The organism is Pseudoalteromonas sp. GABNS16E (assembly GCF_028598715.1).
Lineage (GTDB): Bacteria > Pseudomonadota > Gammaproteobacteria > Enterobacterales > Alteromonadaceae > Pseudoalteromonas > Pseudoalteromonas atlantica.
The window spans coordinates 1-26,090 of sequence record NZ_JAQREZ010000055.1 but is presented as its reverse complement, the minus strand read 5'-3'; the positions used below and the strand labels follow the sequence as shown (position 1 = coordinate 26,090).

Genomic DNA, 26,090 nt, shown 5'->3' with positions numbered 1-26,090 from the left:
TCCCCATCGTCTAGAGGCCTAGGACACCGCCCTTTCACGGCGGTAACAGGGGTTCGAATCCCCTTGGGGACGCCACTTACTATTTATAGTAGGGTAGTGTTATTAAGAAAACTCGCCTGAAACGAGTCAAACCATTCAGTTGTCCTAGTGACACAGAAAACGTTTTTGAGAAGATAATGCCATTCGCCTCGCAGGCTCGGTTTCATCTTACTTAGAAATAGCAAATCAGTGATTTGCAAAGCAATTTCTGCGTCCCCATCGTCTAGAGGCCTAGGACACCGCCCTTTCACGGCGGTAACAGGGGTTCGAATCCCCTTGGGGACGCCACTTACTATTTTAGTAGTGTATAAATCTATTACAAAGCTATTACTTCCTCAGCGCTATCCAGCGCATTAATTTCTACCGTTTATCCGTTAAAATTTTAGTTTTACACTTTTAATTTTCTTCAATATCTAAAAACCTATCTATTTAATTAATAATCACCTACGTATAACTTCTTAGGCTTTCAAGATCGATCCGCAATAATAATTATTCATTTACAGTGATAAATTTTTTGCTAGCTGCGTTAAAAATACATACTTATAACTGCATGTGTAGATAAAATGGATAGCACAACTAAATTACAAATTACTCTTAATCATATCTATTCATCCTTTAAATAGCTCAATCAATAAAGCTAGTACAAAATATTCAGCATTTATAAAGCGCTGTGCTGCTAGCCTTTTAGTTTAATTTCTCATTATTAGGAGTTAATTATGGCAAGTGGTTGGGCGCGTGATGGCGCAATTCAAGATCAAATCGATGCAAGTGTTAATGACGCAGTGCAATATGCAAGGCAAAATTTAATCTCAGGCGCGAGTGCTGAATTCTGTGATGAGTGTGATTGTGAAATACCACAGGCACGCAGGTTAGCGCTGCTAGGTGTTAGGCACTGTGTGGCGTGTCAAAGCGAGCTTGAGGCTAAAGGCAAAGGCGTTGCTGGCGTAAACCGCCGAGCAAGTAAAGATAGCCAACTAAGGTAAAGGTGCGACTAGGCACTTTTTGATAAATTTTATTCCCTAGTGAGCTTTGTTTTTCTTTTTCTGAATAAGCTCAATTGAATAGCCATCAGGGTCTTTCACAAAAGCAATTTCTGTTGTGCCGCCTTTTACTGGCCCCGGTTCTCGACTGACGTTTCCACCAGCGGCCTTTATGTCGTCACATGCCTTGTATATATCGTCAAATTCAATAGCTATATGGCCATATGCATTACCAAGATCGTAGCTATTTTCATCCCAATTATAAGTAAGCTCTAATACAGTATTACTATCCTCTTCACCATACCCTACAAAAGCTAATGTATAACGGTACTCTTCGTTGTCAGAACGGCGTAATTCTTTCATTCCTAAAATCTGTGTATAAAAAGAAAGTGACTTTTCTAAGTCGGCTACACGCAACATTGTGTGTAATAAACGCATTTAGGTTACCTCTGTGAGTTTAAATTTAAATAGGTGTGGAGCATAGCGTCTTTATGGGGTATCCATAACCGCATTGCAAAGGCCAGAGCCTGCCATATACCGAGAGGCTTATTTTACCTCAACTTTGAACAATAAGTTTATATTAACCAGCTATTTGCGCACTCATTGCGTCAAATTTACGTGCAATAAGCCCAGCTATTGCCGCGCAAGTGGCTTTGCCTTCACTGAAAACCTCGGCTTGTGAAATAAATTAAAATATCAGTACGATTTTATACGTACGTAAACTTCTTAACCTGAGTTCGGGAAATTTAAGCTAAATGTGGGCAAGGCTCGGCATTTACAACCACGCATTGCCATAATATTAGCACACTAAATTAGTGATATTACCAACAATGGGTTAGTGCACAATGTGATTATAGCCACGCTATTTATACGAGTTTATAAAGTTGTTGCACTTATTGGTCAACCTATTTTTTATTAAGCTCTAACCAAAGAAGGGAAAAGTGCGTTGAATTAATTTGATTTCCATACTACCTATAACTAATTGTTTATTATTGTAATTTTGTTGATTTGAAATAAATTGTAAATTACCTTGGTTTACAAAGTTAACTTATTGGTTGACAAGATTGGTGTGTGGTAATACAGTTTTTACATACCAATTGGTAAGTTGCTTGGTTTTAGCTTCTCCAAGGTATTAATAAATAATCAAAGCAATGCTAAGCATAACGAAATAAATACGTAACCGGTCAACAATATACAGCGTGTAATCACTCTGTTTTTATTCGCTCAAATGGTAATAACGCGGCGGGTTACCTATTCAAACGAACATGCTCAGGGTTACTTTAGCAAATTGAATTAAACGACACAGCGTACCTATTTATGGGGTAAATCATTACTCGTACTCATAAAAGCACGCGCCATCATATTTAGGAGTTATTCATGTCTAAACCAGTAATCGGTTTTATCGGCCTTGGCTTAATGGGCGGCAATATGGCCGAAAACTTACAGAACAAAGGCTATGAGCTTATTGTTATGGATTTAAACAAAGATGCGGTTGCTGCATGCGTTAGCAGAGGCGCAAAAACAGCAAGCACTGCAAAAGAGCTTGCACAAGGTGCAGACATAATTATGTTTTGTTTAACAACATCAGCAGTTGTTGAAAAAATTGTGTACGCAGAAGATGGCATTTTAGCGGGTATTAAAGAAGGCGCGGTATTAATTGATTTTGGTACATCAATTCCTTCGTCTACTAAAAAAATTGGTGCTGATCTAGCCGCTAAAGGCGCAGGCATGATTGACGCACCACTAGGGCGTACTCCAGCCCATGCTAAAGACGGCCTATTAAATATTATGGCAGCGGGCGATATTGACACCTTCAATAAAGTTAAACCTGTACTTGAGGATCAAGGCGAAAACGTATTTCACCTAGGTGAGCTAGGCGCAGGGCATACAACTAAGTTAATCAATAACTTTATGGGTATGACCACAGTATGTGCTATGTCACAAGCGTTTGCTGTAGCAGACAAAGCCGGTGTAGACCGCCAGCAACTATTTGACATTATGTCGACAGGGCCTTCTAGCTCTCCATTTATGCAATTTTGTAAAAACTACGCGGTAGACAATGTAAGCGACCTTGGTTTTTCAATTGCCAATGCAAACAAAGATTTAGGTTACTTCCTACAAATGGTTTCAGACCTTGGGACTGAATCAAAAATTGCTGAAGGGTCATCTGCTAACTTACAAGCGGCATTTGATGCAGGTATGGGGCAAGGCAACGTACCAGAAATTTTTGATTACTTTAAAACTCTAGAAAAGTAATACCGACAACATTGGGTGCTTTAACGTAGTTAAAGCACCAAAACACACACAATATCAATTGGCTAGATTTAACCTGCTTTGTGCAATGAGTGCAGCATTACTATTGATAAGGCATTACTTCCGGTCACACTGAAAAAGAGTTATCTATGCGTTTAATTAATATAATAAAGCTTAGCCTAGTTCTTATTGGGTGCACATCCACACAATTGGCAGCCAAAGATTATTTTGTAGACACTAAACAAGCTTTTCAAGAAATCTCTGACAAACTCGTTGCCGGCGATAAAATAACTCTCAAAGACGGTACGTGGTCTAATTTCGAAATTTTATTACAAGGCCAAGGAACCAAAAACGCCCCTATAAAGCTTACAGCGCAAACCAAGGGTAACGTTATTTTATCAGGGCAATCTAATTTAAGACTGGCGGGTTCATATTTAGAAGTGTCAGGGCTTGTATTTAAAAATGGTTATACGCCTAGCTCAGCCGTTATTGAATTTCGTAAAAATAAAGATGAGCTTGCTACTCACTCCCGCGTAACACAAGTTGTTATCGATAACTACAATAACCCCGATAAACGAGAATCAGACTATTGGGTGGCTCTATATGGTAAACACAACCGTTTTGATCACAGCCACTTAGTAGGTAAACGTAACAAAGGCGTTACGGTTGCTGTAAGGCTTAATAGTGAGCAAAGCCAACAAAACCACCATCAAATTGATCATAACTTCTTTGGCTATCGTCCTACTTTTGGATCTAACGGCGGTGAAACACTGCGCATTGGTACTAGCCACTATTCATTAAGTGATTCATTGACCGTAGTTGAAAACAACTACTTTGAACGTACTAACGGCGAAGTAGAAATAATCTCGGTTAAATCAGGGAAAAACCAAATCCGCAATAATGTGTTTTTTGAATCTCGCGGCACACTAACGCTGCGCCATGGTAATGGCAATATTATACAAGAGAACGTTTTTTTTGGTAACGGTGTAGATCACACAGGTGGCATTCGCATCATTAATAAAAACCAAACAGTAAAAAATAACTACTTAGAAGGTTTAACAGGCTACCGTTTTGGCAGTGGTTTTACGGTTATGAACGGCGTACCTAACTCACCAATAAATCGCTACCATCAGGTAGAAAACGCGACAATTGAAAACAATACCTATGTAAATGTGCGTCATATACAACTTGGCGCAGGTAGCGATAGCGAGCGTAGCGCTGCACCAATTAATAGCGTAATGAAAAATAACCTTATTATTAATCAAAATGGCGAGCAGCCTTTTACAACCTTTGATGATGTAAGCGGTATTAAATTTAGTGAAAATGTAGCTAATACCCAGGTATTAAAAGAGTTAAATTACGGTGTTAAACAGCAAAATGTAACACTAACCAGAGCTAGTAACGGTTTACTGTATCCTGAATCAAGCAAAATTAGTGCAGGTGCTAAACGCGGTTTAAAGGTGCTAAAAAAGGCCGATACCGGCGTTAGTTGGTATCCAAAAACAGAGCAAGTTGTAGCATTTGATACGGGTAAAACTCACCAGGTTAAAGCAACTGCAGATGCCTTACTTAACGCAATCAATGCAGCCCAAACGGGTGATGTATTAGAGCTTGCAGATGGTCAATACGATGTTTATAAACTCGTTAAAATAACAAAAGTGCTTACCCTTAAGGCTAAACATACTGGCAAAGCTAAGCTGACCTACCAACGCTCCACCTTATTCGAAATTCATGATGGCGGTAGCTTAAAGCTAGATGGTTTAGCTATCTCGGGTGAAAACGCACCTGATGCCATTAATAATAGTGTGGTACGTACTAAAAAGTGGGGCATGGTTGATAACTACCGCTTTGAAATATACAACTCACAATTAACTAATCTTAATATTAATCACTCATTTCACTTTTTTGTAACGGGCAAAGGGGCGATGGCAGATGAAATCACGTTAGTAAATAACACCTTTAAAAATGTGACTGGCGATATTTTACGTCTTGATACCGAAATAGAAGACTTAGGTATTTATAACGCAGAGTATGTAACACTTAAAAGCAATACCTTTAATGAGGTAGCTGGTGGCGTCGTTAAGTTATACCGAGGTGGAAGTGATGAAAGCACCTTTGGTCCGCATTTATTAATGACCAATAACACCCTAACTAAAGTAGGTTTAGGTAAGCGCAACAAGGCGCAAGCGAGTGTGTATGCGCACGGTGTACAAGTCACAAATATTGCAAGCAACGTATTTGAAAAATCGGCACCGATTAAAATTGAGCACACGGTTGGTGAGCCAATAACAGCCATTACAGATAACACCTTTGATGCAACTCAAGCGCCAAACGTAAAAGAGTTACGTGTAGCGGGCCCGCACACGGCAACGATTAAAAATAACAACGTTTTAAATAAGGTGAACTAACAATGATGAATTTAACCCAAAATAAGTCATTATTTAAAACGCTGGGTGTTACTGTAAGTGCCTTAGTTTTATCGATAAACGCCTACGCAGCGCATCCAAATTTGGTAATAACCAATGATGATGTACAGCAAATGCGCCAAGCAATTAGCAACAACGAACAGGGCAAGTTTGCCAACGCATTTGCAGCGCTTAAGGCACAAGTGGATGAGCAAATTAAAAGCCCTATAACAGTGCCTGTACCAAAAGGCGGTGGGGGAGGGTATACCCACGAACGACACAAAAAAAATTATCAGCTTATGTATAACGCCGGTGTTATTTATCAGCTAAGCCAAGATGATAAATACGCTCATTACGTACGTGATATGTTGCTTGAGTATGCCAAATTATACCCAACACTTGATGTACACCCTAAGCGCAAAGTTAAGTCGCAAAACCCAGGTAAACTATTTTGGCAAAGCCTTAATGAGGCCATGTGGCTTGTTTATACCATTCAAGCATACGATTTAGTGCATGATGCGCTAAGCGCCGCTAATATTAAAACCATCGAAAATGACTTACTGCGTCCAGTATCGTTATTTTTATCACAAGGCCAGCCATCAACCTTTAACAAGGTACATAACCATGGTACGTGGGCTACAGCCGGTGTAGGCATGGCAGGGTATGTGTTAGATGAATCTGAGTGGGTCGAAAAGTCTCTTTACGATTTAGATAAATCGGGCGAGGGTGGCTTTATTAAGCAGCTAGACATGCTGTTTTCGCCACAGGGCTATTACAACGAAGGTCCTTATTATCAACGCTTTGCATTACTTCCGTTTGTTACCTTTGCTAAAGCAATTGAAAACAACGAACCGCAGCGAGACATTTTTGAATATCGCGATGGCATATTACTTAAAGCCATTGATACCACTATTCAGCTAAGCTATAACGGTTTGTTTTTCCCGATAAACGATGCAATTAAAAGTAAAGGTATAGACACAATAGAGCTGGTACACGGTGTAACAGCCGCTTATGGTTTAACACACGATACTGGTTACTTAGATATAGCCAAAAAGCAAAATCAAATAATACTCTCTGGTGATGGCCTAAAAGTGGCTCAAGCACTGGATAAAAATAAGCAAACTCCTTATGTATTTAAATCGGTAGCATTTGGCGATGGTAACGATGGCGAGCAAGGGGCGTTGGTAGTAATGCGTACGCAAACTGGTGGCGACCAAGCACTTTTATTTAAACCTGCTGCACAGGGTTTAGGGCATGGACATTTTGATAAATTAACATGGCAGTTTTACGATCATGGCAATGAAATTGTATCTGATTATGGCGCTGCACGTTTTTTAAATGTTGAGGCTAAATACGGCGGCCGTTACCTACCAGAAAACGAAACTTACGCAAAACATACCGTGGCACACAATACGGTTGTGATTGATGAAACCTCGCATTTTAATGCAAATGTTAAAGTGGGTAATAACAATCATCCTACGCTTAATTTCTTTGAAACAAACCAATACGGAACGGTGTCAAGTGGGCAAATAAGCACCGCTTACAAAGGTGTTGAGCTTGAACGCACGTTAGCGTTAATTAATTTACCTATGCTTGAAAGCACGCTTGCAGTTGATATTTTTAATGTGACTGCAGATACCTCCCATAAAATTGATTTACCACTGCATTACAAAGGCCAATTAATTGATACCAGCTTTGAGTTACTTGGTAACACCAAAAGCTTAGCTGCGCTGGGTGATAAAAATGGTTATCAACATTTATGGTTAAAAGCACAGGCGCAACCAGATGAAGGCCTAGCAAAGGTAACGTGGTTAAACGACAACGGCCGTTTTTATACACAAACTAGCCTAGTGAAAGGGGATGAGTCTTTCTTATTTACGCAAATAGGGGCAAACGATCCACACTTTAATCTTCGTAACGAAAATGGCTACATTCGCCGTGTAGAAGGTAAAAAACAGCATAAATTTATTTCAGTACTTGAGCCTCACGGTGAATACAACCCAAGTAAAGAATATACCCTAGAGGCTGTTAGCCGTGTATCGTCACTTAAGTATGGCGCACAAGAGCACTTAGACCTAATTGAAGTTAAAGTAAAAAATAATACCTATTTGGTTGCTATCAACAAAGCCGATAAAGCAGCTAAACACACATTCACATATCAAAATAAAGCATTCACCTTAAATGGCCGCCTTGGCGTTTATGCGATGAAGAATAATCAGGAGTAAACAGGATGCAAAAGCAAAGTGCACACTTTTCATTTGGTAACGAAACCGAGATTGAAGATTTAGGTAATGGCTTAAAACGCCAAATGCTTGGCTATAACGAAGAGCTAATGGCCGTGAAAATTTGGTTTTCAGAAGGGGCTATTGGTTATAACCATGCGCACAGGCACTCGCAAGTAACGTATGTAGTTGAGGGTGAGTTTCACTTTAACATTGATGGCGTAACTAAAATCTTAAAAGCGGGCGATAGTTGTTTTATTCCTCCTTTTGCTGATCACGGTGCAACGTGCCCAACTGGCGGTATACTGATTGATACCTTTAGCCCAGCTCGCGAAGACTTTCTTGAGGAATAACCTATGAAAATTCAAGGCTTACGCTGGTGGGTTATAGTGCTAATTGCACTTGCTACCATTATTAACTATATAGACCGTCAAGCGCTTAGCGTTTTATGGCCAGACATTGTGGAAGAAATGTTCCCTGATGAATCTGCGTTAGAGCGTAAACAAATTTACGCTAATATTTCTATAGTATTCGTATTTGCTTATGCATTTGGCCAAGCTATTTTTGGCAAAATTTTTGACTGGGTTGGCACGCGTTTAGGTTTTGTGCTTTCAATTGGTGTGTGGTCATTAGCCACTGTTGCCCATGCTTTTGCACAAGGGGTGCTTAGTTTAAGTATTTTCCGTGCAATTTTAGGTGTAGCCGAAGCTGGTAACTGGCCCGGTGCAGCTAAAGGTAATGCCGAGTGGTTTCCAACAAAAGAGCGTGCTTTAGCGCAAGGTATATTTAATTCTGGCGCAGCCATTGGTGGCATTATTGCTATCCCGCTTATTGCTTATTTAACCGTGTACTTTAGCTGGCAAATGGTGTTTGTATTTGTTGGTGCCTTAGGTTTTTTATGGTTAGTTCCTTGGATTATATTGGTAAAAGCGCCTCCAGGCTCTCACCCTTGGATAAGTGAAGAAGAGCGTGAGTACATTCTTACCGGACAAAGACGCGTTGATGATAACGGCGATGTAACAAGCGATGACGAAGAAGAATATAACCCGTCTACAGGCGAGTTACTCTCTCGTAAGCAAAGCTGGGGCGTAATTATAGCCTCTGCAGCTATCGACCCTATTTGGTGGTTATTTGTTTTTTGGATACCAATTTACTTAAACGAAGTGTATGGCATGGATGTTAAATCGATTGGTATTTATGGCTGGGTCCCGTATGTAGGCGCTATGTTTGGTGCTTGGTTTGGTGGCTTACTTGCCCAAAACCGCCTTAAAGCAGGCTGGAATACCGATAAAACGCGTAAGCTGACCATCACATTAGGGTGTTTAATTATGTTGCCGGCGCTGCTTGCAATGGCAAACCCTGGGGAGCCAGTAATTGCGGTACTTATTATGGCTGTTATTTTATTTGGTTTTCAAACCGCCATTGGTAACGTGCAAACCTTACCAAGCGACTTATTGGGTAAAAAAGCGGTAGGTACGTTGTCGGGCTTCTCTGGCATGGCCGCTAAATTAGGTGCTGTAGGCCTTACGTCATTGGTACCTATTTTAACAGCGGATGGTAATTATACACCGGCGTTTGTGATAGGCGCGTCTTTAGCGATTATTGCAATGGCAGCTGTATGGATCTTAATTCCAAAAATTGAACCATTGAAAAAGCCTAACTAATTTGTTGGCAATGGCTGTGTTTCTCACAGCCATTTACTACCTAAGGTAAGTGATAATAATGAAAAATATTTACTTTATTGGCGAGTGCATGATTGAGTTAAGAGCGACTGTTCCCTCTACATTGCATCAGTCATTTGCAGGTGACGTATACAATTCGGCAGTTTACTTAAAGCGTTGTTTCCCACAAATCACCACCTCAGTTATTACCGCTTTAGGGGAGGATAACTTAAGTAAAAAAATGCGTGAGCGTTTTGCAAGTGAGCAACTAAATACAGACTATGTATTTGCTCATAACAGTAAAGTCCCAGGTATGTATTACATAGAAACGGACGAGCAAGGCGAGCGCAGTTTTATTTACTGGCGGGATGATTCAGCAGCTAAAAAGGTGGTTGAATTTATCAGCCCTGAGCTCGTTAAGCAGCTGTCATCGGGTGATATGTTTTTCTTTTCGGGTATTTCTTTAGCCGTAATAGAAGAGCAAGCAAGAGCGCAGTTTTGGGACATAGTGAAGCAACTTAAAGCCGCGGGTGTAAAAATAGTATTTGACCCAAATTACCGTGCGCGACTTTGGGATAACGTTGAGCAAACTAAAGCGCAATACCATAGTGCATTTAGCTTAGCCGATATTACGTTACCCGGCGTTGAAGACTTAGAAACGCTTTACAACGTGCAAAGTGTAGAAGCGGTAATTGATTATTTGGCTCCGTACAACATTAACGAAATTATAGTAAAAAACGGCCCCGATTCAGTCATTACAAAAGAGGCTAATACAGTGCAAAGCCACAGTATTACGCCGGTTAAAAACGTTGTTGATACAACCTCCGCAGGCGATGCCTTTAACGGCGTGTATTTAGGAGCGCGCTTAGATGGGCGCCCAATTAGCGAAGCGGTTAAGCTGGGCGCGCAGGCTGCCGGCGCTGTTATTCAGCAACCCGGTGCTATTGCACCAAAAGATGTTTTTCAACAAGCCATGGCTAAATCAGGTCTCTAACTGGCTAATTTACTCAATTTATAACACTAAGTAGCACGATTATTTAAAATAAGGGAAATAACGCATGACTCGCTTTTCTGAACTAATGGCAGGGCAAACTCTGCTACCTATAATTCAAGCAGACACGCCAGAGCAAGGTGTAAACATTGCTAAAGCAATGGCAGAGGCAGGCCTAACTTTGGTAGAAGTTGTTCTTAGAACAGATGCATCAATTGATGCGCTTAAAGCCATTAAAGAACAGGTTCCACAGCTAAAAGTGGGCGCAGGCACCGTTATTAACGAAACAATTTTAAAGCAAGCGCTAGAAGCAGGCTCAGATTTTATAGTTACTCCCGCTGTATCGCCTACACTATTAAGTGAGCTGGTTAAGTGTAACGTGCCAGTATTGCCAGGTGTATCAAATACCGGCGATATATTAATGGCGCTTGAGTATGGTTTTGAAGAGCAAAAACTCTTTCCTGCTTCACTTGCTGGTGGTGCGCCGTTTGTCTCTGCTGTCTCATCTGTATTTCGTGCAGTGAGCTTTTGCCCGACTGGCGGTGTAAGCGAAAAAAATAAAATGAATTACTTGTCGTTAAACAATGTATTTGCAGTAGGCGGTACCTGGGTTGCTAAAAAAGAATGGGTAACGCAGGGTAATTGGCAAGCCATTACAGACTCTTGTATCGAGGCTTTAAAATAGCAAGGAGCAAAAAATGAATTATTTAGCCCCAACCATTGCACCAGGCGTTGTTGTTGGCGATGAAGTAAGCGAAGTGTATAAACACGCACGAACGCATCAGTATGCATTGCCTGCTGTAAACGTGGTGAGCACATCGTCAATTAATGCCACCTTAGAGGCCGCAAAAAAAATGAAGTCGCCGGTCATTATTCAACTATCTAATGGGGGAGCGCAGTTTTTTTGTGGTAAAGGTTTAGCACTAGAGGGCCAGCAATCTGCCGTTGTTGGGGCAATAAGTGCTGCACAGTATGTGCATAACGTGGCGAAGCACTATGGCGTTGCTGTCATGCTGCACACAGATCACGCAGCAAAAAAACTACTGCCTTGGATTGATGGTTTATTAGATGAAGGCGAAAAGTATTTTGCGCAAACAGGTAAGCCGCTTTTTTCATCGCACATGATTGACTTGTCAGAAGAGCCACTGGAAGAAAATATAGAAATTTGTGAGCGTTATTTAGCGCGCATGGCAAAAATAGGCATGACACTTGAAATAGAGCTCGGGTGTACCGGCGGAGAAGAAGACGGGGTTGATAACTCGCACCTCGACAGCTCTGCGCTTTACACTCAACCAGAAGATGTAGCCTACGCCTATGAGCGACTTAGTAAAATAAGCCCTAATTTTATCATTGCTGCTTCGTTTGGTAACGTTCACGGCGTATACAAGCCTGGCAATGTGGTATTAACACCTACCATATTACGCGACTCGCAAGCCTATGTAGCTGACAAATTTAATTTAGAGCATAACGCTATTAATTTTGTATTTCACGGTGGGAGTGGCTCTGAGCACAGTAAAATTGCTGAGTCGCTAACCTACGGGGTGGTAAAAATGAACATTGATACCGACACCCAATGGGCGAGTTGGAACGGGGTATTAAACTACTACCAAGAAAAACAAGGCTACTTGCAAGGCCAAATTGGTAACCCTGATGGCGAAGATAAACCCAATAAAAAATACTATGATCCACGTGTGTGGTTACGTCAGTCGGAGCAGCATATGGTGGCTCGCCTGATCCAATGTTTTGACGACCTTAATTGTGTGAACAGGTATAGCGCATGAAAAGACTGAATAAAGTATTAAAGCAAGATGGGGTTGAAACCGACCTTATTATGTTAATTCGCACGCTATTAGCAACCACAAAAGAAATAGCGTTTAGAGTAAGCCAAGGTGAGCTTGCGGGTGTTTTAGGCTCTACCCTTAACGAAAATATCCAGGGCGAGGTGCAAAAAAAGTTAGATGTCATTGCCAATCAACTGTTAAAAGATACCTTAATTGATGATGATCTTGTAAAAACAGTGGCATCTGAAGAAGAAGATAATGCAGTAGGCGCCCACCCCGATGGTAAATATATTGTGGCATTTGATCCCCTTGATGGGTCATCAAACATTGATGTTAACGGGCAAATAGGCACTATTTTTACCATTTACCCTGCAAAAGCAGATGTGCCCTACGATAGTGATGAGCAATTTAATCAACCCGGTACTAATCAGGTTTGTGCAGGCTACGTGCTGTATGGGCCATCGTCGTTACTAGTAATGAGCACAGGCGGGCCAACCCGCTGTTATACACACGATTTAACCCACGGTGGCTTTTTGCTTACAAAACCAGAGCTTGCAGTGCCGAGTAAAAGCCGTGAGTTCTCGGTTAATATGGCAAATTACCGATATTGGGATGAAGCAACACAAGTTTACTTTGATAAATTACTGTATACATCAGAAGAATTTGCTAAAAGCTCAATTCGCTATAATGCAGCCATGGTTGGTGATGTACACCGAATTTTATGCCGTGGCGGGGTATTTATGTACCCGCAAGGTACGCGCGCGGGTAATGAAAACGGTAAAATACGCTTACTTTACGAAGCTAACCCACTGGCAATGCTCACTGAAAACGCAGGCGGTATAGCCACCTCTAAAGGCATGCGTATTTTAGATATTCAGCCCGATGAGCTGCATCAGCGTGTGCCTGTTATTTTAGGCTCTAGTGAACCTGTGACTTACTTTAATTCTACGGTTTATTAAATCTGACTAAGGCCTAAGTACAAAAGGGCGGTTATTGTGCTCTTACGCCTTTTAAATAAAACGTATGCCACTGCTGACAATAGTGAGTTAAACGCAGTGGCTACGTTATTTTATATACACATCAAAAATTCATATCTATAGGCTATTACAGCTAAAGCTTTACGCCTGTATTTTCCAGCCCCCATTCTTTATGTGCTTATCGCGCTACGTATTAATTCAGAGTAATTCTTTCGGTAAAACCAATTGTTCATAAAGGTTGCTTATTTATCTATTCGTGAAATTAATATTGGTAATAACGCTGCGTTATTAGGTATAGACGTAAGTTAACTTTAAGTTAATAAAATATGATGAATTTTGAACGAATATAGTGGTAAAAGTGTTTTTATTATGCTTATATTACCAAGTTGGTTAACAATGAAGCGTAAAAATAAAATAATTTGGTAATAACAAACTGGGTATTTGGTAAATCAAACATAACACTTGCTAAATACTAAACCACACAATTAAGGAGAATAGAGCCATGATGAAATTAAAACATTTTGCATTATGTGCTGTTGCAGCTGCCATTATAGGTTGTGACACGGATTCAAATAATAATAACAACACATTGGGCTCTATTGCTCTATCAGGCACAGCGTTAACGGGCGAAACATTGTCGACCAGCGTAAATGATGCCGATGGTATTTCTGGCGAAGTAAGCTACTACTGGTACGCCGATGGACAAGTTATAAGTGGCGCTAATGACGCAACTTTTACATTAACAGATGAGCAAATTGGTTTTGCAATTACAGCACAAGCACTTTATACAGATGACAGCGGTGTTAATGAATCACATTTAAGTGAGCCCACCGATGAAGTGTCAGCTATTCCTTTTGCGGCCACGGTAGAAATTAACGGTGATGCAATTATAGGTAATGAACTAAGTGCTAATGTAGCGGATGAAAATGGTTTTGATCCGGCGCTTGTAGCATATACATGGTTTGCAGATGATGTTGAAATTGCCGATGAAACCTTAGCAACCTACACTATTACCGAATCGCAACTAGGTAAAGTTATAACTGTAAATGCAGCATTTGAAGATAACAGAGGCTTTGCAGAGTCAGCTACATCAACTGCCACAGCGCCAGTAGAGCGTGCAAATTCAGAAGGGTCGGTGGCGATTGTTGGCACACCTACGGTAGGTAATACACTTACAGCCGAAATAACAGATGAAGATGGCGCAAGCGGCACAATTACTTACCAGTGGTTTGCTGATGAGGTTGCAATTAGTGATGCCACGCAAAGCACTTACGTTGTAGATGAGTCATTATTAGGGCAATTTATTACCGTGCAGGTTACCTACACGGACGATCACGGTTTTACCGAAGACAACCTTTCTGAGGCAACCATTGCTGTTTCTGCAGAGGCTGTAGATGAAGCGGGTAGTATCACCATCTCAGGGGCTACGCCTTATTTAGTGACTAGCGAATTAACCGCTGAAATTAGCGATAACAACGGCGTAGATGAGCAAAACGTTACCTACACTTGGCTTGCTGATGGCGTAGCAATTGCCGACACCAACAGCAAAACATTTACGCCAACTAATCAAGCTGGCGCGATTATATCGGTCACTGCGAGTTATACCGATAACGATGGCTTTTCAAGCACAATTACCGGTGCCGCCGATACAGTAGTGTACACGCAAGTGATAAGCGATGCGGATGCGCTATTAGGTGCTATTAATGCAGGGCTTGGTGATGGCGATGTGCTTGGTTTAAATACCGGTGTATATGCCGATCTTGATGCCATTATGCTAACCAGCGCAGCAACACTTAAAGCTGTTGAAGGACAAAGCCCGGTAATTAGTGGCGAGCTTTGTATTCATGTAGCCAGTGGGGTTGATGGCGCGGGTATTGAAGGGCTTACATTTAAAAATATTGATACTAAATCGGGTGGCTTTTGTGAAACCGAAGAAGATGCCGTTATTTATTCTGAGGGTGACAACTTCACCTTTACACAAAATACTATCGATGGTGAAGCAGAGACGTTAAATAATTCTACCTACCATTGGTTAATGCTTAAAGGCGACGCCGCAATGGTTGAGCGTAATACCTTTGCCAACCGCGATAAAGCAGAAAATGGTTCGGTGATAAAAATGTCTTCATCGAGCACTAACCACGTTATTCAATATAACCTTTTCACAGGTACCAGCAGCAACCCAAATTTTGGTAACTCTAGCCTGCACTTAATTAACGCAGGTAGTACAACAGGTACAGGCTCTGCTGATGATGCAAACTTTACTATTCAATATAACCGAGTAGAAAACTTTGTTACAGGCCGACGTTTAATGCGCGTACAAACCTCTGGCGTGACGATTAAAGGCAATACCATTTTAAATCCTAATGGCGGTATTTCGCTTGAAGATGGTGGGTTTAATACGGTATCAGACAACATTATTATTCGTACCACTGATATTGCAAGTTCAAGCGATCGTCCTGCTGGCGTGCTAGTTACGCCTTTAGGCCACACTGTAAGCAATAACTACATCGCTGGTATTCGCTCAGGTAATAAAGAAGCCGGTGGTATTGTATTTACCGCTAACCCATTTTCACAAGCTGATGGCGGGGTGCCAAATGGAGGTAACCAAGCTGTGCTTGATGGCGCAGGCGACTTTACCCTTAATGTGACAAACAATACGGTACTTAACTCACAGCAACCATTTGTATTTAGTACAGAAATAGGTTCAAAGGCACCTGTTGGAGATTGTGATGAGCTTACCGCAGAAAATGCACCTGTACTGTATGGTTTAACTAAAAATGCATTTGAAATTAACTTCAACGGTAATTTAAATGCTAATGGGGTGGGCGATCAAACTGATGAAGACACCATTGAAAGCAGCGCGCTTGTTTATGGTTTCTTTTACCCTAACGAGCTATCGAGCGATCACTCTTTTGAATACGACTGTGACCTAATTAACCATACTGAATCACTGTTCTCTAACAGCTTTGGCTTTAGTGACAGTTATGAGTCGGGCGATGCGAGCGACCTATGGGTTGATATTAGAAACTTAAATGGCAATGGTGAATACGACACCGATGGCGCTATTGACCAAAACCCAGAAGCAAATGGTAAAGAAATCCCAGAGTTTGTCACTGCTACAAGTACGCTGCTTGAGACTGACTCAAATGGAGCACAAGCCTTAGCAGGTGCAAGAAACTTATACTACATCCAAAGCACTGATGTAGGTGCAGGCTCTACGTGGGTGGCACAAGATGAATAAGCCCACACTGCACATTATTAATACTTATAAAAATAGCAAACTACGCACAACACACACAATGATAAAGGAGAACGCGGCATGTCGTTAAAAATGGATAGAAGACGTCAACATTCTACAAACAGCTCTGTTTGTAATCATTTTGCACTTTCACCTGCTGCTAAGTTAATTAGAGCAAGTTTACTTGCAGGTATGGCAGGTTCATTGTCATTTAATGCTTTTGCTCAGCAAGAAGCCCAAGAAAAAGTGACTGAAGTAGAGCAAGATGTAGAAATCATCAGCGTTACAGGTACTCGTAGAACCATACAAGATCAAATTGCAATTAAGCGTGAGGCAACAACGGTTGTCGATGGTTTATCTGCAGAAGATATTGGTGATTTACCCGCGCTGTCAATTGGTGAAGCGCTTGAGTCGATTACCGGTGCCGCATCTCATCGTGAAAACGGGGGCGCTACCGAAATCACCATTCGTGGTTTAGGCCCATTTTTAAGCGCAACCCATATTAATGGCCGTGAAGCTACCAATGGTAGTGGTGATCGCTCGGTTAACTTTTCACAGTTTCCATCAGAGCTTGTAAAAAAGGTCGCTATTTACAAAACCCAAGATGCTTCAATGATTGAAGGTGGCGTAGCCGGTGTGATAGCACTTGAAACGATTGCCCCGCTAGATTACGGCAAGCAACGCGTACAAGGCGAAGTTAAACTAAATTACAATCCAGATGAAAGTAATGTAGAAAACTCACTGCAAAGTGATACAGGTTATCGTGGTACGTTTAGTTATGTTGACCAATTTGAGTTTGCCGATGGCCAAGCAGTGGGTGTGTCTTTTGGTGTGCAGCGCCAAGATATTAGCCAACCAGAAGCAGAGTACAGAAGCTCAAGCCCATCGGGCTCTTCACTTTGGGCATGTTTAAATGACCCAACTAATACGAATGAAGGCTTTTACAGAAGCAGCGCAGGTGATTGTGAAGACCAAGTAAGTGGCAGTAACAATCAAGGTTATCAAACAAACATCGACCCAGAAACAGGCAAAGCCGAAAGCGATGGCACTCCATATGCATGGACAGGTAGTAGCCGCAGCTATCGTCAAAATGAAACCTCAGATGAGCGTGATGCTGTATTTATTGCAATGCAATACCAGCCGTCGTCTGAGTGGGATGTTAACTTTGATGCACAAATCTCTGACAGAACACAAAGAGAAGCACGCCACGATTTAATTTTTTTACAAAAACGTGCAACACCTGGTTTAACAGGCCCAACGCTTGTTACTAACGATGTAGGCGGAATTTTACATTGGGAAGGTGAAGAACGTATTGAATCGGCGGGCGAGCAATTCTCACGTGAAGAAAACTACCAAGGTTATGGTATTAATATTGAGCACACGGTAACCGACCGTCTTACTGTAAATCTTGATTTAGCGTATTCAAAAACTGAGCGTGAAGAGCTACAAATTTCTAACCGTGGTAGAACCGCAGACCGTAATTTGTTTAGTTGGGATATGGGCGATGAAATTCCTCACTTCACGTTAACGGACTTTGATGTAACTGATATCTCTAACTTTACAGATAGCTTACGTACACGTTTAGACCGTGAAAATGTTCGCGAAAACGTTGTTAAATCGGCGCGTATTGATTTTGACTACGCGTTAGAGGGCGATATATTTACCAGTATTGAAGGGGGTATTAGAGCCTCAGAGCTAAGCTTTATACAGTTTGGTGGTAGCCAAGGTAATGGGTCTCGTACTGAGTACACGATAGGCGATGACTCAGCATTGGAGATACTTCAGGGCTGTCAAATTGACTTCCCAGAATCTGACTTTTTATCTAGCGTATCGGATGGCAACTTAGTAACAAATGTAGACAGTAGCGGTAATGTAATAAGCTCTGGGACAGGTTCTTCGTGGGCGACCTACGATAACGTGTGTTTCTCTCAAGCTGTAGCGGCTACAGACGCTGATTATACAGGTGAATTTGGTTACCCTGATGTTGAGTACGAAAATGCCGGTACCATAGATGTTACTGAAAAAACCACCTCAGTGTACTTAATGGCAAACTACGACACTGAAGTATTTGGTAAGTTTATTCGTGGTAACTTCGGCCTGCGTATTGTTGATACTGATGTAACCTCAGTAGGCTTTAGAACAAATTACACTGTAGATGTAGATGAAACTACAGGCGCTGTAACCCTCGATGTAGGGAATTCACTAGAAAGAACCGAAAGCGGCGGTGGTTATACTAAATACTTACCAAGCTTTAACTTAGTAGTTGATTACAGTGAAGACATTTTACTGCGCGCGGGTATTTACCGTGGTATGTCACGTGCTGACCCATCTGATTTAGGCTATGATCGCGACTTTGTAACAGACGATCAATCTGTTGCGCTATCGCTTTCTGACTTATTAACCGTAGATGGTTCAGGTAACCCTGATACTCAACCATTAATGTCATGGAACTACGACTTAGCCTTTGAATGGTACCCTAATGAAGATTCTATTTTAGCGCTAAGCCTATACTACAAACAGTTCCAAGGTGGCTTCCAGCAACAAACTGTAATTGAAGACTATGTGGTTGGCGGTGAAACAGTATCACTACCAGTGACAAATTCGGTAACAACCGATAATGATAGCGATATACTGGGTTTAGAAGCGTCGTTCTCGTACCGCTGGGATAATGGTATTGGTGTAAAATTTGGCTATAACTTTGCAGATACTGACTTTGAGTTTGAAGATAGCCTATATGGCGATACATACGTTACCGACCTAGATGGCAATACTACTCAATTAACTGCCGGTATTATTGAACCTGGTTCGGTGCCGGGGTTCTCAGAGCATGTATTTAGCAGCCAACTGTATTACCAAATTGGTGACTTTGATACGGCCATTATTTATAAATACCGTAGTGAATACTTCCAACCATATACCAGTAATGGTACCCGCTTACGTTATGTTGATGCCGTAGGTGTATGGGAAATGCGTGCATCGTATAAAATTAACGAGCACTTTAGAGTTAAAGCTGAAGCCATTAACTTGTTTAGCGCACCTAAGTCACAAGACTTCTTTGTCGAAGATAACCTAGGTGAAGTAAACGATTACGGCCCACGTTTATTCTTAGGAATGAGCTTTAAGCTATAACACAATAACCAGTGATCCCCACTTTAAAGCCCAATTAGCGTATGCCGCTAATTGGGTTTTTTTGTATGTGCGTGTGGGCTATTAACCCTAAGCTTTTTGAATCGCGGCGCACTCTCTTAACTAAATCTTGGTTAAACCTTTTTACCTAAAGCGCAGCATTACTAAACTCAGTGTTAGTAACGCTGCGTTATTGGCAAGCGAATTAGTTAGTCAAAAGTTTACTATCTTTATCTTGGTTGACCAATTAATTCGGTAAAAGCGGCTAAATATAAAAATAACGCGGTATATATAAAAAAAATATATCGGGGAGATTGAGGGAGTTTTAATCTATCTTTGTGTGTTATTTAACCTTAATTGAGATTTAAAAGCACATTAAATACAAGTGGTTATATTATGGTCAGTAATAAAAGTATTTTTGTCATGCCGAATTGGCTTTTATTGGTAATGACAGTTTTTGCTTTTTTTACAAAAAATGGTTTACCAATAGGTTGACCTTTGGTGCTTTTGCTGTAAATATTAAGTTAACCATTTAGATAAATGGTAAGGCGTTTAATAAAAAATATATAGCGAGTTACACATAGCACTGACACACACAGGAAAAACTATGAATCACAAGTTATCAAAAATTACGCTAGCAGTTATATCTGCCACAGCATTAAACCTTTCTATGTCCACACACGCACAGGAAGCCAAGCCAATTGCAGAAGATGATGTAGAGATCATCGAAGTATCTGGCATTCGTCAATCACTTACTAATGCACTTGCTGAAAAGCGCTCTGCAGATAGCCTAGTTGAAATTATTCAGTCAGAAGATATTGGTAAATTACCCGATCAAAACCTCGCTGAAGTATTAGAAAACGTAACGGGTATTCAAATTACACGTCAAGCGGGTGTAGGCACAGGTGTACAAATTCGTGGTACCGATGCTAACCGTACCGAAATTAACGGTGTATCAACGGTGGGCTCAGGCTCTGGTCGAAGTGGTATTAGCTTTGAAGATGTATCAGCGTCAATTATTTCAAGTTTAGAGGTAATAAAGTCGCCTGAAGCGAAAACAATAGAGGGCTCTGTAGGCGGTACTATTAACCTTAAAACGATTCGCCCACTGCATTTAGGTGAGCAGCTAGCCACTATTAGAGTGCAAGGTGAGCACAGTAGCTTAAGCACTGATAGCGGTTTGCAACCACGTTTTTCGGGAACTTTTGCTGATAACTGGGAAGGTGATTACGGTAAATTTGGTGTGTTAGTGAGCGGCAGCTACGCAGAGCAAGATGTAACGGCGTTTCGTCCACGTGCTGATAGAGATAACATTATCACTGCAGATAGTGGTGTAGCCAGCGCTCAGTCTTTTGACTTTTTACCGATTCAATTTTTTGTACAAGATTACGATAACTACGAATACGAAACTAAAAACTTTGTAGGTACCATTGAATGGGCGCCAAACGACAACACAAAGTTTTATTTTGATGCTGTGGTTAACGATCAAGAACGTCGCCAAGAAAGTTCTCGTGTACAGGCCTCTGGTGTAAGTGCGCTTAATGATATTTCGGTTCCTGATGAATTTGAAACCGTAAACTTAGGCTCACTTGGCGGTACCAACCTTGGGTCTATTCAAGCGGCCTTACGCGGTGTCATTCCGGTTAATTTAGAAAACGATGATGACGATCCTAACCTTCGTTTTTCAAGTGATACAAACTCGCGTGTTACCGACAGTAATATTTTTAGACTCGGTGGCGAATGGCAAGGCGATAAGTGGTTTGTTAGTGCTGAAATTGCATCATCATCTTCAGATACAACTACGCCTAGCTTTAATACAACGCTTAACTTTATTAACCCTAATGTGCCGTTAGATGCTGGTGGCGGTAATGATAATAGTGTGCCGTTTGAGTATGACTTATCAGGTGGCGCATTGGCATTTGGTATTGCAGAGGGGGCAGAGTACGCGCCAACGGTTGAACAACTACTAGACCCTGCAAATGTAGTGCTACGTGATGTAAATATTGGTCAAGATACCGTTGAAAACTCTGAAGATGCGTTCCGTATTGATTCAACCTATTACACAGACTCAATTGTAACCTCTATTGATTTTGGTTACCGCTACAGTAAATCACAAAGCAAACAAAACGAAATTACCTCAAGCATTGGTTTAAGAACCATGGCTGATAGCCCGTCGGGTGATTTATTTGCCGACTTATTAGTGGCAGGCCCAGATAACTTTAACGAAGCTGATGGCCGCTCGTTATACATAGGCGACTTTTTACTTATTGATCCAGAGCTTGTGGCCTCAGACCCTGATGCGGTACTTGCCACATTACAAGCAGCGATGACTGCGCACGGTTCAAGCAAAACATTAAATGCACCTACTTCAAGTTCTGCAGGTTTTTTTGATATAGAAGAAACCACCCATGCGCTATATGCACAAGCTAACTTTGAGTACGAAATGGTGCGCGGTAACATTGGTGTGCGTTACATTCAAACAGACGTAGAGTCTACGGGTAACTCAGTTACTCAAGATGGTAGTGGTAATGAACTGGTAACGCGTATTACCAATGAATCAGACTATGACTTTATTTTACCTCGTTTAAACCTTGTGGCTGATGTATCAGAAGATGTACTTGTACGCTTTGGTGTTGGTAAAGATATTCGTCGCCCTGATTATAACGACCTATCAACATCTATTACTTACAGCACAAGTCCAAATGACGAAGTTGAATTTGGTAACCCAGCACTGAAACCTGAAGAAGTACTGTCTTACGATTTATCGGCAGAGTGGTATTTTGCAGAGGCAAGTGTATTTAGCGTAGGTATTTTTCATAAAACACGTAAAGACTTACACGTAAATCAGTTAACCTCGCCAGTTGAAGACCCTGTAACAGGGTATCGCGACTTAACAGATCCATGTGAAGGCGGCGGTATATTTAACCCCATTGCAGATATAAACGTATTTGGCCCTGAGAATGGCCGTGGCGTATGTGTTGGTACAGAAACAAAAGTAAACGATAGTGGTGAAACTACCCAAAAAGGGATTGAGTTTGCCTTTCAATATGACCTATCAGGCTTTGAAAAAGACCTAGGGTGGGCATCTGGTTTTGGTGTGCTAGCTAACTATACAATTCAAGAGTTCTCAGGTGGTGAAACCGAAAATTCAGCAACCTCAAGAGCAAGTAATGTATTTGCAGCAACCACCGGTACGCCAGGTATTGAAGTAAGTGAAATTCAAGGCTTACTTAACCTTTCTGAAAACGCGTATAACTTTACGCTGTACTACGAAAAATTTGGCCTATCAGCACGTATGCGTTACACGTGGCGTGAAGGGTATCGTTCAAATGACTTTGGTAGTACGTCTAGCTTCCCTTGGGGTTTCCCAGTGGTACAGGAAGACCGTGGCCAGCTTAATGCAAGTATTAGCTACGATGTGAACGAGCAACTTAATATTGGCTTAGAGGCTGTAAATATTACTGAATCTGAAATTAGCCAATCATGTGTAAACGAAAGCGCACTATTGTGTTTCCAAGGTTTAACTGACCGTCGTATTACACTGGGTGCAAGTTACCGTTTTTAAAAAGTATGTTGAGAGTGTGTAGCCTTTGAACGGGCACGCAAAAGCGAGCCACATGGCTTGCTTTTTTTTGACCTTAATTTAGCGGCATTTAGGTGGTTAATAAAGGGCCGTGGTTCTTTGTGTTGGGGATAAAAATGTACCTGTTTGCAAAAAATAAAGTGTGTGTTGTATTACTTGTTGGTTGTAGCGCATTCCCGTGTGGCTTACATCAAGGGTAATAAAATCACGCATATTAGTAGGGCGTGTTGGTATTTGATGGTTGAATTTGCAGCAGTATGTTTGGTTTTTAGGCAAGGCAGAGCCTGTGAAGTGTGGTTATTCCCCATAAATAGGCGATAACGCTGCATAAATGCCAAACGTGCGCTGCCCTTTGGGTTCTGCCTAGGGGCGATAAACTCTTTGTTGCCTACATGGATGTAGGTAAGGGGCGTGAGCAGGACGCGGAAGCTTTACTTGGTTTTTACTTATTCTTACAGGGATGTAAGTCATTAGAATAACGCAGGAGCAGTTATCGAGCCCACTAGGTTACAAACCTCGCGCCGCGATTTAATCGCCCCTAGATTGAACAAATTTCAATCCGCAAAAATCAACACGCCCTCAGTTTGGTTGATGCTACAGACACCAAGCCATCGTTTTTACCTGTAAAATAATGCTGTGTCAGGGGGGATGCTTTAGTACCGGCTATTACGCCTAAATCAATGTCCAGCTCATTTATGGTGTTGGCCAAACTCTTACTGCCTGTAATTAAAGATTGGCTTACACCGCCGGCTATATGCATTAACCATGAACCATTTAAATGATTAGCTAATTCGCTGCCTTTGTTAGGCGTACCAATTAACACGACATTTCCAAGTGTATTACCATTAAAAACCCGGAGGTTATTTTGCAAGTAGGCTCTAATAACTAAGCCACCTAGGGAGTGCCCTACAAAATGTACTTTACTCGCGTTAGCAATACAGGCATTAATTTGTGTGGTTGTTTGCGTAAACACAGCCTCAACACTTTGCCCTAAAGAGGCGTAATTTAGGCTGCATACCTTATAATGTGCACGTTTAAGCTGCTGGGCAAAATATCGCATTGCCCAATCGCTTCTGCCTAACCCATGGGCAAGTACTACCAGCTCATCATTAGGTTTATACTGCACAGGAGGATTATTGGTACTTTTACAGCCGGTTAGGAAAAGTAAAAGTATTAGGCCGATTACTAATGGTTTTTTCATTACTTTTACACCCTACACACGTTCGCTATTAGTAATTATATTGTCCATTTAAAAGCAGTGTGCTGCTCAGTAACCGCCCATAATTTGCTAAGTACAGGCTGATCTAAAGCAAACGCCTCAAGTTTGCATGTTCCTACGGGGCCGCTCCAATTCCATCTTCCTGATGGGCCATAATACGCACGTTGTTTTAGGTTATGCTCGGTGGCACACATAACCTCAGGGTATGCACCTTGCTCTGCCGATTGCGCTAAGCCCATTTTTACTATTAGTGACCAGGTAAATCGGGTTGCAAAGTTAACATTATCGCCAATAAGAGAGGTATTAGCTGCACCTGGGTGACACACAAACACCTGCACATTTTTATTGGCGGCGGCTATTTTATTTTGCAGCTCATAAGCAAACATCATTTGTGCAAGTTTACTGTGGCAGTAGGTCTTATTTGGGTGGTAGTTTTTATTCCAATTCATGTCATCAAATTGAATCGTTTTAAGCCCCATTTTGTAGCCTTCACTGGCCACTACAACAATACGCCCGCTAGATTGCTCTATTTTATTAAATAGCAAACCACACAGTAAAAAGTGCCCATAGTGGTTAACCCCTAACTGACTTTCAAAGCCGTCTTTAGTAAATTGCTGAGTCGCGACCTGCGCAATAGCGCCGTTACAAATAAGTGCATCTATGTGTGGCACAGTTTGTAATACCTCGTTGGCTGCATGGCGTACTGATGCAAGCTCTGCTAGGTCCATTTTTATAAAGCTCACATCGGTACTATTGCCAAACTCCTGTTTTAACTTAGCAATAGCTTCATCTGATTTTAAAGGGTTACGATTGAGCATAACTACTTTTGCGCCTTTAGCGAGTAATAGTCGGGTTGCTTCAAAGCCTGCGCCTGTATTTGCTCCCGTTATTAGATAGCATTTACCAACTAAAGAACTGAGTTGGTCGGGAGTCCAGCCAGAAGGGCCAAATGGGTTAGTTGCGCTCATTAGTTAAATTCCTATCAATAGTTAAGTATAAATATGCAGTACAGGGCTATGCATATTGCTCTAAAGTGCTTGTTAGGTAATATAACTCTCGCCACCAGGTGTAACTAGGCGATATCCTCTTTAAAATATGCCTATTTGTATCGCTGCATTGAGAATGTGTATCTACGATGCTAGATTGGATTTATTCTATATTTAAAAGGTATGGGTGAATGAGCAAACACCACATTAAGCAACTTATACAAAACAACCTGTCTTTTAACGAGGTAAAAAGCGATAAAAATTATACCCAAGGGCTAATAGAAACGGGTATTAAAGGTGTTCAGTTGTTTAAAGTAACGCATGCTATGCGCTGTGCACCTGCGGTATACGAGCCGTGTATTGTTGCTATAGTCAGTGGCGCTAAAGAAGCCATACTCGATGGTAAGCATTTTATATACGATGAAAATAATTATATGTGCTGCCCTATGTCTATGCCGGTAGAAGCGGGTACACCCACGGCTTCACCTGAGAACCCCTTGCTAGGCGTTGGTATGACTCCCACTGTCAAGTTAAACGCACTGATCCCTGCCTAACTTTTTAAGCCATAATTACTTTAGCTCGAATTAGAGCGAGTTAATACATAGGATGAAGCAAGTAATGTCGTCGGT

At 41.4% G+C, this 26,090-nt stretch carries 17 protein-coding genes and 1 tRNA gene; 15 read left to right on the top strand and 3 right to left on the bottom strand.

Annotated features, from left to right (window positions below; genetic code table 11):
- Positions 1-251 precede the first annotated feature (251 nt).
- Both PSI06_RS17545 and PSI06_RS17540 read left to right on the top strand, forming a co-directional pair.
- Positions 252-327 (top strand) — tRNA-Glu (locus PSI06_RS17545).
- 428 nt (positions 328-755) lie between these two features.
- On the top strand, positions 756-1,022 hold the full coding sequence (locus PSI06_RS17540; RefSeq protein ID WP_273604493.1) for a DksA/TraR family C4-type zinc finger protein: 267 nt from the start codon (positions 756-758) through the stop codon (positions 1,020-1,022).
- Positions 1,023-1,058: 36 nt separating this feature from the next.
- Here PSI06_RS17540 and gloA read toward each other — a convergent pair whose 3' ends face one another.
- Positions 1,059-1,457 (bottom strand): lactoylglutathione lyase, encoded by a 399-nt coding sequence (gene gloA, locus PSI06_RS17535; protein ID WP_004589277.1) that lies wholly within the window; start codon positions 1,455-1,457, stop codon positions 1,059-1,061.
- A 939-nt stretch (positions 1,458-2,396) separates the two neighbouring features.
- Between gloA and PSI06_RS17530 the strand changes: the two genes are divergently transcribed.
- From PSI06_RS17530 to PSI06_RS17475, 12 genes are all read left to right on the top strand, one after another.
- Positions 2,397-3,275 (top strand): NAD(P)-dependent oxidoreductase, encoded by an 879-nt coding sequence (locus PSI06_RS17530; RefSeq protein WP_024034160.1) that lies wholly within the window; start codon positions 2,397-2,399, stop codon positions 3,273-3,275.
- Positions 3,276-3,421: 146 nt separating this feature from the next.
- On the top strand, positions 3,422-5,680 hold the full coding sequence (locus PSI06_RS17525; protein WP_273604492.1) for a polysaccharide lyase 6 family protein: 2,259 nt from the start codon (positions 3,422-3,424) through the stop codon (positions 5,678-5,680).
- A 2-nt stretch (positions 5,681-5,682) separates the two neighbouring features.
- Entirely contained in the window at positions 5,683-7,902 is a 2,220-nt protein-coding gene (locus PSI06_RS17520; RefSeq protein ID WP_407073071.1) for a heparinase II/III domain-containing protein, read from the top strand.
- A gap of 5 nt (positions 7,903-7,907) precedes the next feature.
- A complete protein-coding gene (locus PSI06_RS17515) occupies positions 7,908-8,252 on the top strand; it encodes a cupin domain-containing protein (protein ID WP_004589273.1) in 345 nt (114 codons plus the stop codon).
- A gap of 3 nt (positions 8,253-8,255) precedes the next feature.
- Positions 8,256-9,563 (top strand): MFS transporter, encoded by a 1,308-nt coding sequence (locus PSI06_RS17510; protein WP_055020381.1) that lies wholly within the window; start codon positions 8,256-8,258, stop codon positions 9,561-9,563.
- Between the two features lie 58 nt (positions 9,564-9,621).
- A complete protein-coding gene (locus tag PSI06_RS17505; RefSeq protein ID WP_273604491.1) occupies positions 9,622-10,554 on the top strand; it encodes a sugar kinase in 933 nt (310 codons plus the stop codon).
- 64 nt (positions 10,555-10,618) lie between these two features.
- A complete protein-coding gene (gene eda, locus PSI06_RS17500) occupies positions 10,619-11,236 on the top strand; it encodes a bifunctional 4-hydroxy-2-oxoglutarate aldolase/2-dehydro-3-deoxy-phosphogluconate aldolase (RefSeq protein ID WP_273604490.1) in 618 nt (205 codons plus the stop codon).
- A 13-nt stretch (positions 11,237-11,249) separates the two neighbouring features.
- Positions 11,250-12,332, top strand: coding sequence for a class II fructose-bisphosphate aldolase (fbaA, locus tag PSI06_RS17495; RefSeq protein WP_273604489.1), 1,083 nt, complete (start codon positions 11,250-11,252; stop codon positions 12,330-12,332).
- The gene (locus PSI06_RS17490) at positions 12,329-13,291 is read left to right on the top strand and encodes a class 1 fructose-bisphosphatase (protein ID WP_273604488.1); all 963 of its coding nucleotides are present in this window, start codon (positions 12,329-12,331) and stop codon (positions 13,289-13,291) included. Before fbaA ends, PSI06_RS17490 begins: the two co-directional genes overlap by 4 nt.
- 523 nt (positions 13,292-13,814) lie before the next feature.
- Positions 13,815-16,550 carry a poly(beta-D-mannuronate) lyase gene (locus PSI06_RS17485; RefSeq protein WP_273604494.1) on the top strand — a complete coding sequence of 912 codons (2,736 nt, stop codon included), beginning with the start codon at positions 13,815-13,817 and terminating at the stop codon, positions 16,548-16,550.
- Positions 16,551-16,628: 78 nt separating this feature from the next.
- Positions 16,629-19,676 carry a TonB-dependent receptor gene (locus tag PSI06_RS17480; RefSeq protein ID WP_273604487.1) on the top strand — a complete coding sequence of 1,016 codons (3,048 nt, stop codon included), beginning with the start codon at positions 16,629-16,631 and terminating at the stop codon, positions 19,674-19,676.
- 604 nt (positions 19,677-20,280) lie between these two features.
- Positions 20,281-23,238, top strand: a complete 2,958-nt coding sequence (locus PSI06_RS17475; protein WP_055253067.1) for a TonB-dependent receptor — start codon at positions 20,281-20,283, stop codon at positions 23,236-23,238.
- A 586-nt stretch (positions 23,239-23,824) separates the two neighbouring features.
- Here PSI06_RS17475 and PSI06_RS17470 read toward each other — a convergent pair.
- Both PSI06_RS17470 and PSI06_RS17465 read right to left on the bottom strand, forming a co-directional pair.
- Positions 23,825-24,457, bottom strand: a complete 633-nt coding sequence (locus tag PSI06_RS17470; protein ID WP_273604486.1) for an alpha/beta fold hydrolase — start codon at positions 24,455-24,457, stop codon at positions 23,825-23,827.
- Between the two features lie 35 nt (positions 24,458-24,492).
- Positions 24,493-25,443: an SDR family oxidoreductase gene (locus tag PSI06_RS17465; RefSeq protein ID WP_273604485.1), complete on the bottom strand. Its 951-nt coding sequence runs from the start codon at positions 25,441-25,443 to the stop codon at positions 24,493-24,495.
- Positions 25,444-25,652: 209 nt separating this feature from the next.
- Here PSI06_RS17465 and PSI06_RS17460 point away from each other — a divergent pair, with 209 nt between their 5' ends.
- Entirely contained in the window at positions 25,653-26,015 is a 363-nt protein-coding gene (locus PSI06_RS17460; RefSeq protein ID WP_273604484.1) for an AraC family transcriptional regulator, read from the top strand.
- Positions 26,016-26,090 lie beyond the last annotated feature (75 nt).

Excerpts from the sequence above, each read along its gene's own strand:
- fbaA (WP_273604489.1), top strand. The coding sequence starts at position 11,250 with ATGAATTATTTAGCCCCAACCATTGCACCAGGCGTTGTTGTTGGCGAT.
- PSI06_RS17485 (WP_273604494.1), top strand. The coding sequence starts at position 13,815 with ATGAAATTAAAACATTTTGCATTATGTGCTGTTGCAGCTGCCATTATA.
- PSI06_RS17525 (WP_273604492.1), top strand. The coding sequence starts at position 3,422 with ATGCGTTTAATTAATATAATAAAGCTTAGCCTAGTTCTTATTGGGTGC.
- PSI06_RS17530 (WP_024034160.1), top strand. The coding sequence starts at position 2,397 with ATGTCTAAACCAGTAATCGGTTTTATCGGCCTTGGCTTAATGGGCGGC.
- PSI06_RS17490 (WP_273604488.1), top strand. The coding sequence starts at position 12,329 with ATGAAAAGACTGAATAAAGTATTAAAGCAAGATGGGGTTGAAACCGAC.
- PSI06_RS17460 (WP_273604484.1), top strand. The coding sequence starts at position 25,653 with ATGAGCAAACACCACATTAAGCAACTTATACAAAACAACCTGTCTTTT.
- PSI06_RS17480 (WP_273604487.1), top strand. The coding sequence starts at position 16,629 with ATGTCGTTAAAAATGGATAGAAGACGTCAACATTCTACAAACAGCTCT.
- PSI06_RS17520 (WP_407073071.1), top strand. The coding sequence starts at position 5,683 with ATGATGAATTTAACCCAAAATAAGTCATTATTTAAAACGCTGGGTGTT.
- PSI06_RS17470 (WP_273604486.1), bottom strand. The coding sequence starts at position 24,457 with ATGAAAAAACCATTAGTAATCGGCCTAATACTTTTACTTTTCCTAACC.
- PSI06_RS17465 (WP_273604485.1), bottom strand. The coding sequence starts at position 25,443 with ATGAGCGCAACTAACCCATTTGGCCCTTCTGGCTGGACTCCCGACCAA.
- PSI06_RS17515 (WP_004589273.1), top strand. The coding sequence starts at position 7,908 with ATGCAAAAGCAAAGTGCACACTTTTCATTTGGTAACGAAACCGAGATT.
- PSI06_RS17505 (WP_273604491.1), top strand. The coding sequence starts at position 9,622 with ATGAAAAATATTTACTTTATTGGCGAGTGCATGATTGAGTTAAGAGCG.
- gloA (WP_004589277.1), bottom strand. The coding sequence starts at position 1,457 with ATGCGTTTATTACACACAATGTTGCGTGTAGCCGACTTAGAAAAGTCA.
- PSI06_RS17475 (WP_055253067.1), top strand. The coding sequence starts at position 20,281 with ATGAATCACAAGTTATCAAAAATTACGCTAGCAGTTATATCTGCCACA.
- eda (WP_273604490.1), top strand. The coding sequence starts at position 10,619 with ATGACTCGCTTTTCTGAACTAATGGCAGGGCAAACTCTGCTACCTATA.
- PSI06_RS17540 (WP_273604493.1), top strand. The coding sequence starts at position 756 with ATGGCAAGTGGTTGGGCGCGTGATGGCGCAATTCAAGATCAAATCGAT.
- PSI06_RS17510 (WP_055020381.1), top strand. The coding sequence starts at position 8,256 with ATGAAAATTCAAGGCTTACGCTGGTGGGTTATAGTGCTAATTGCACTT.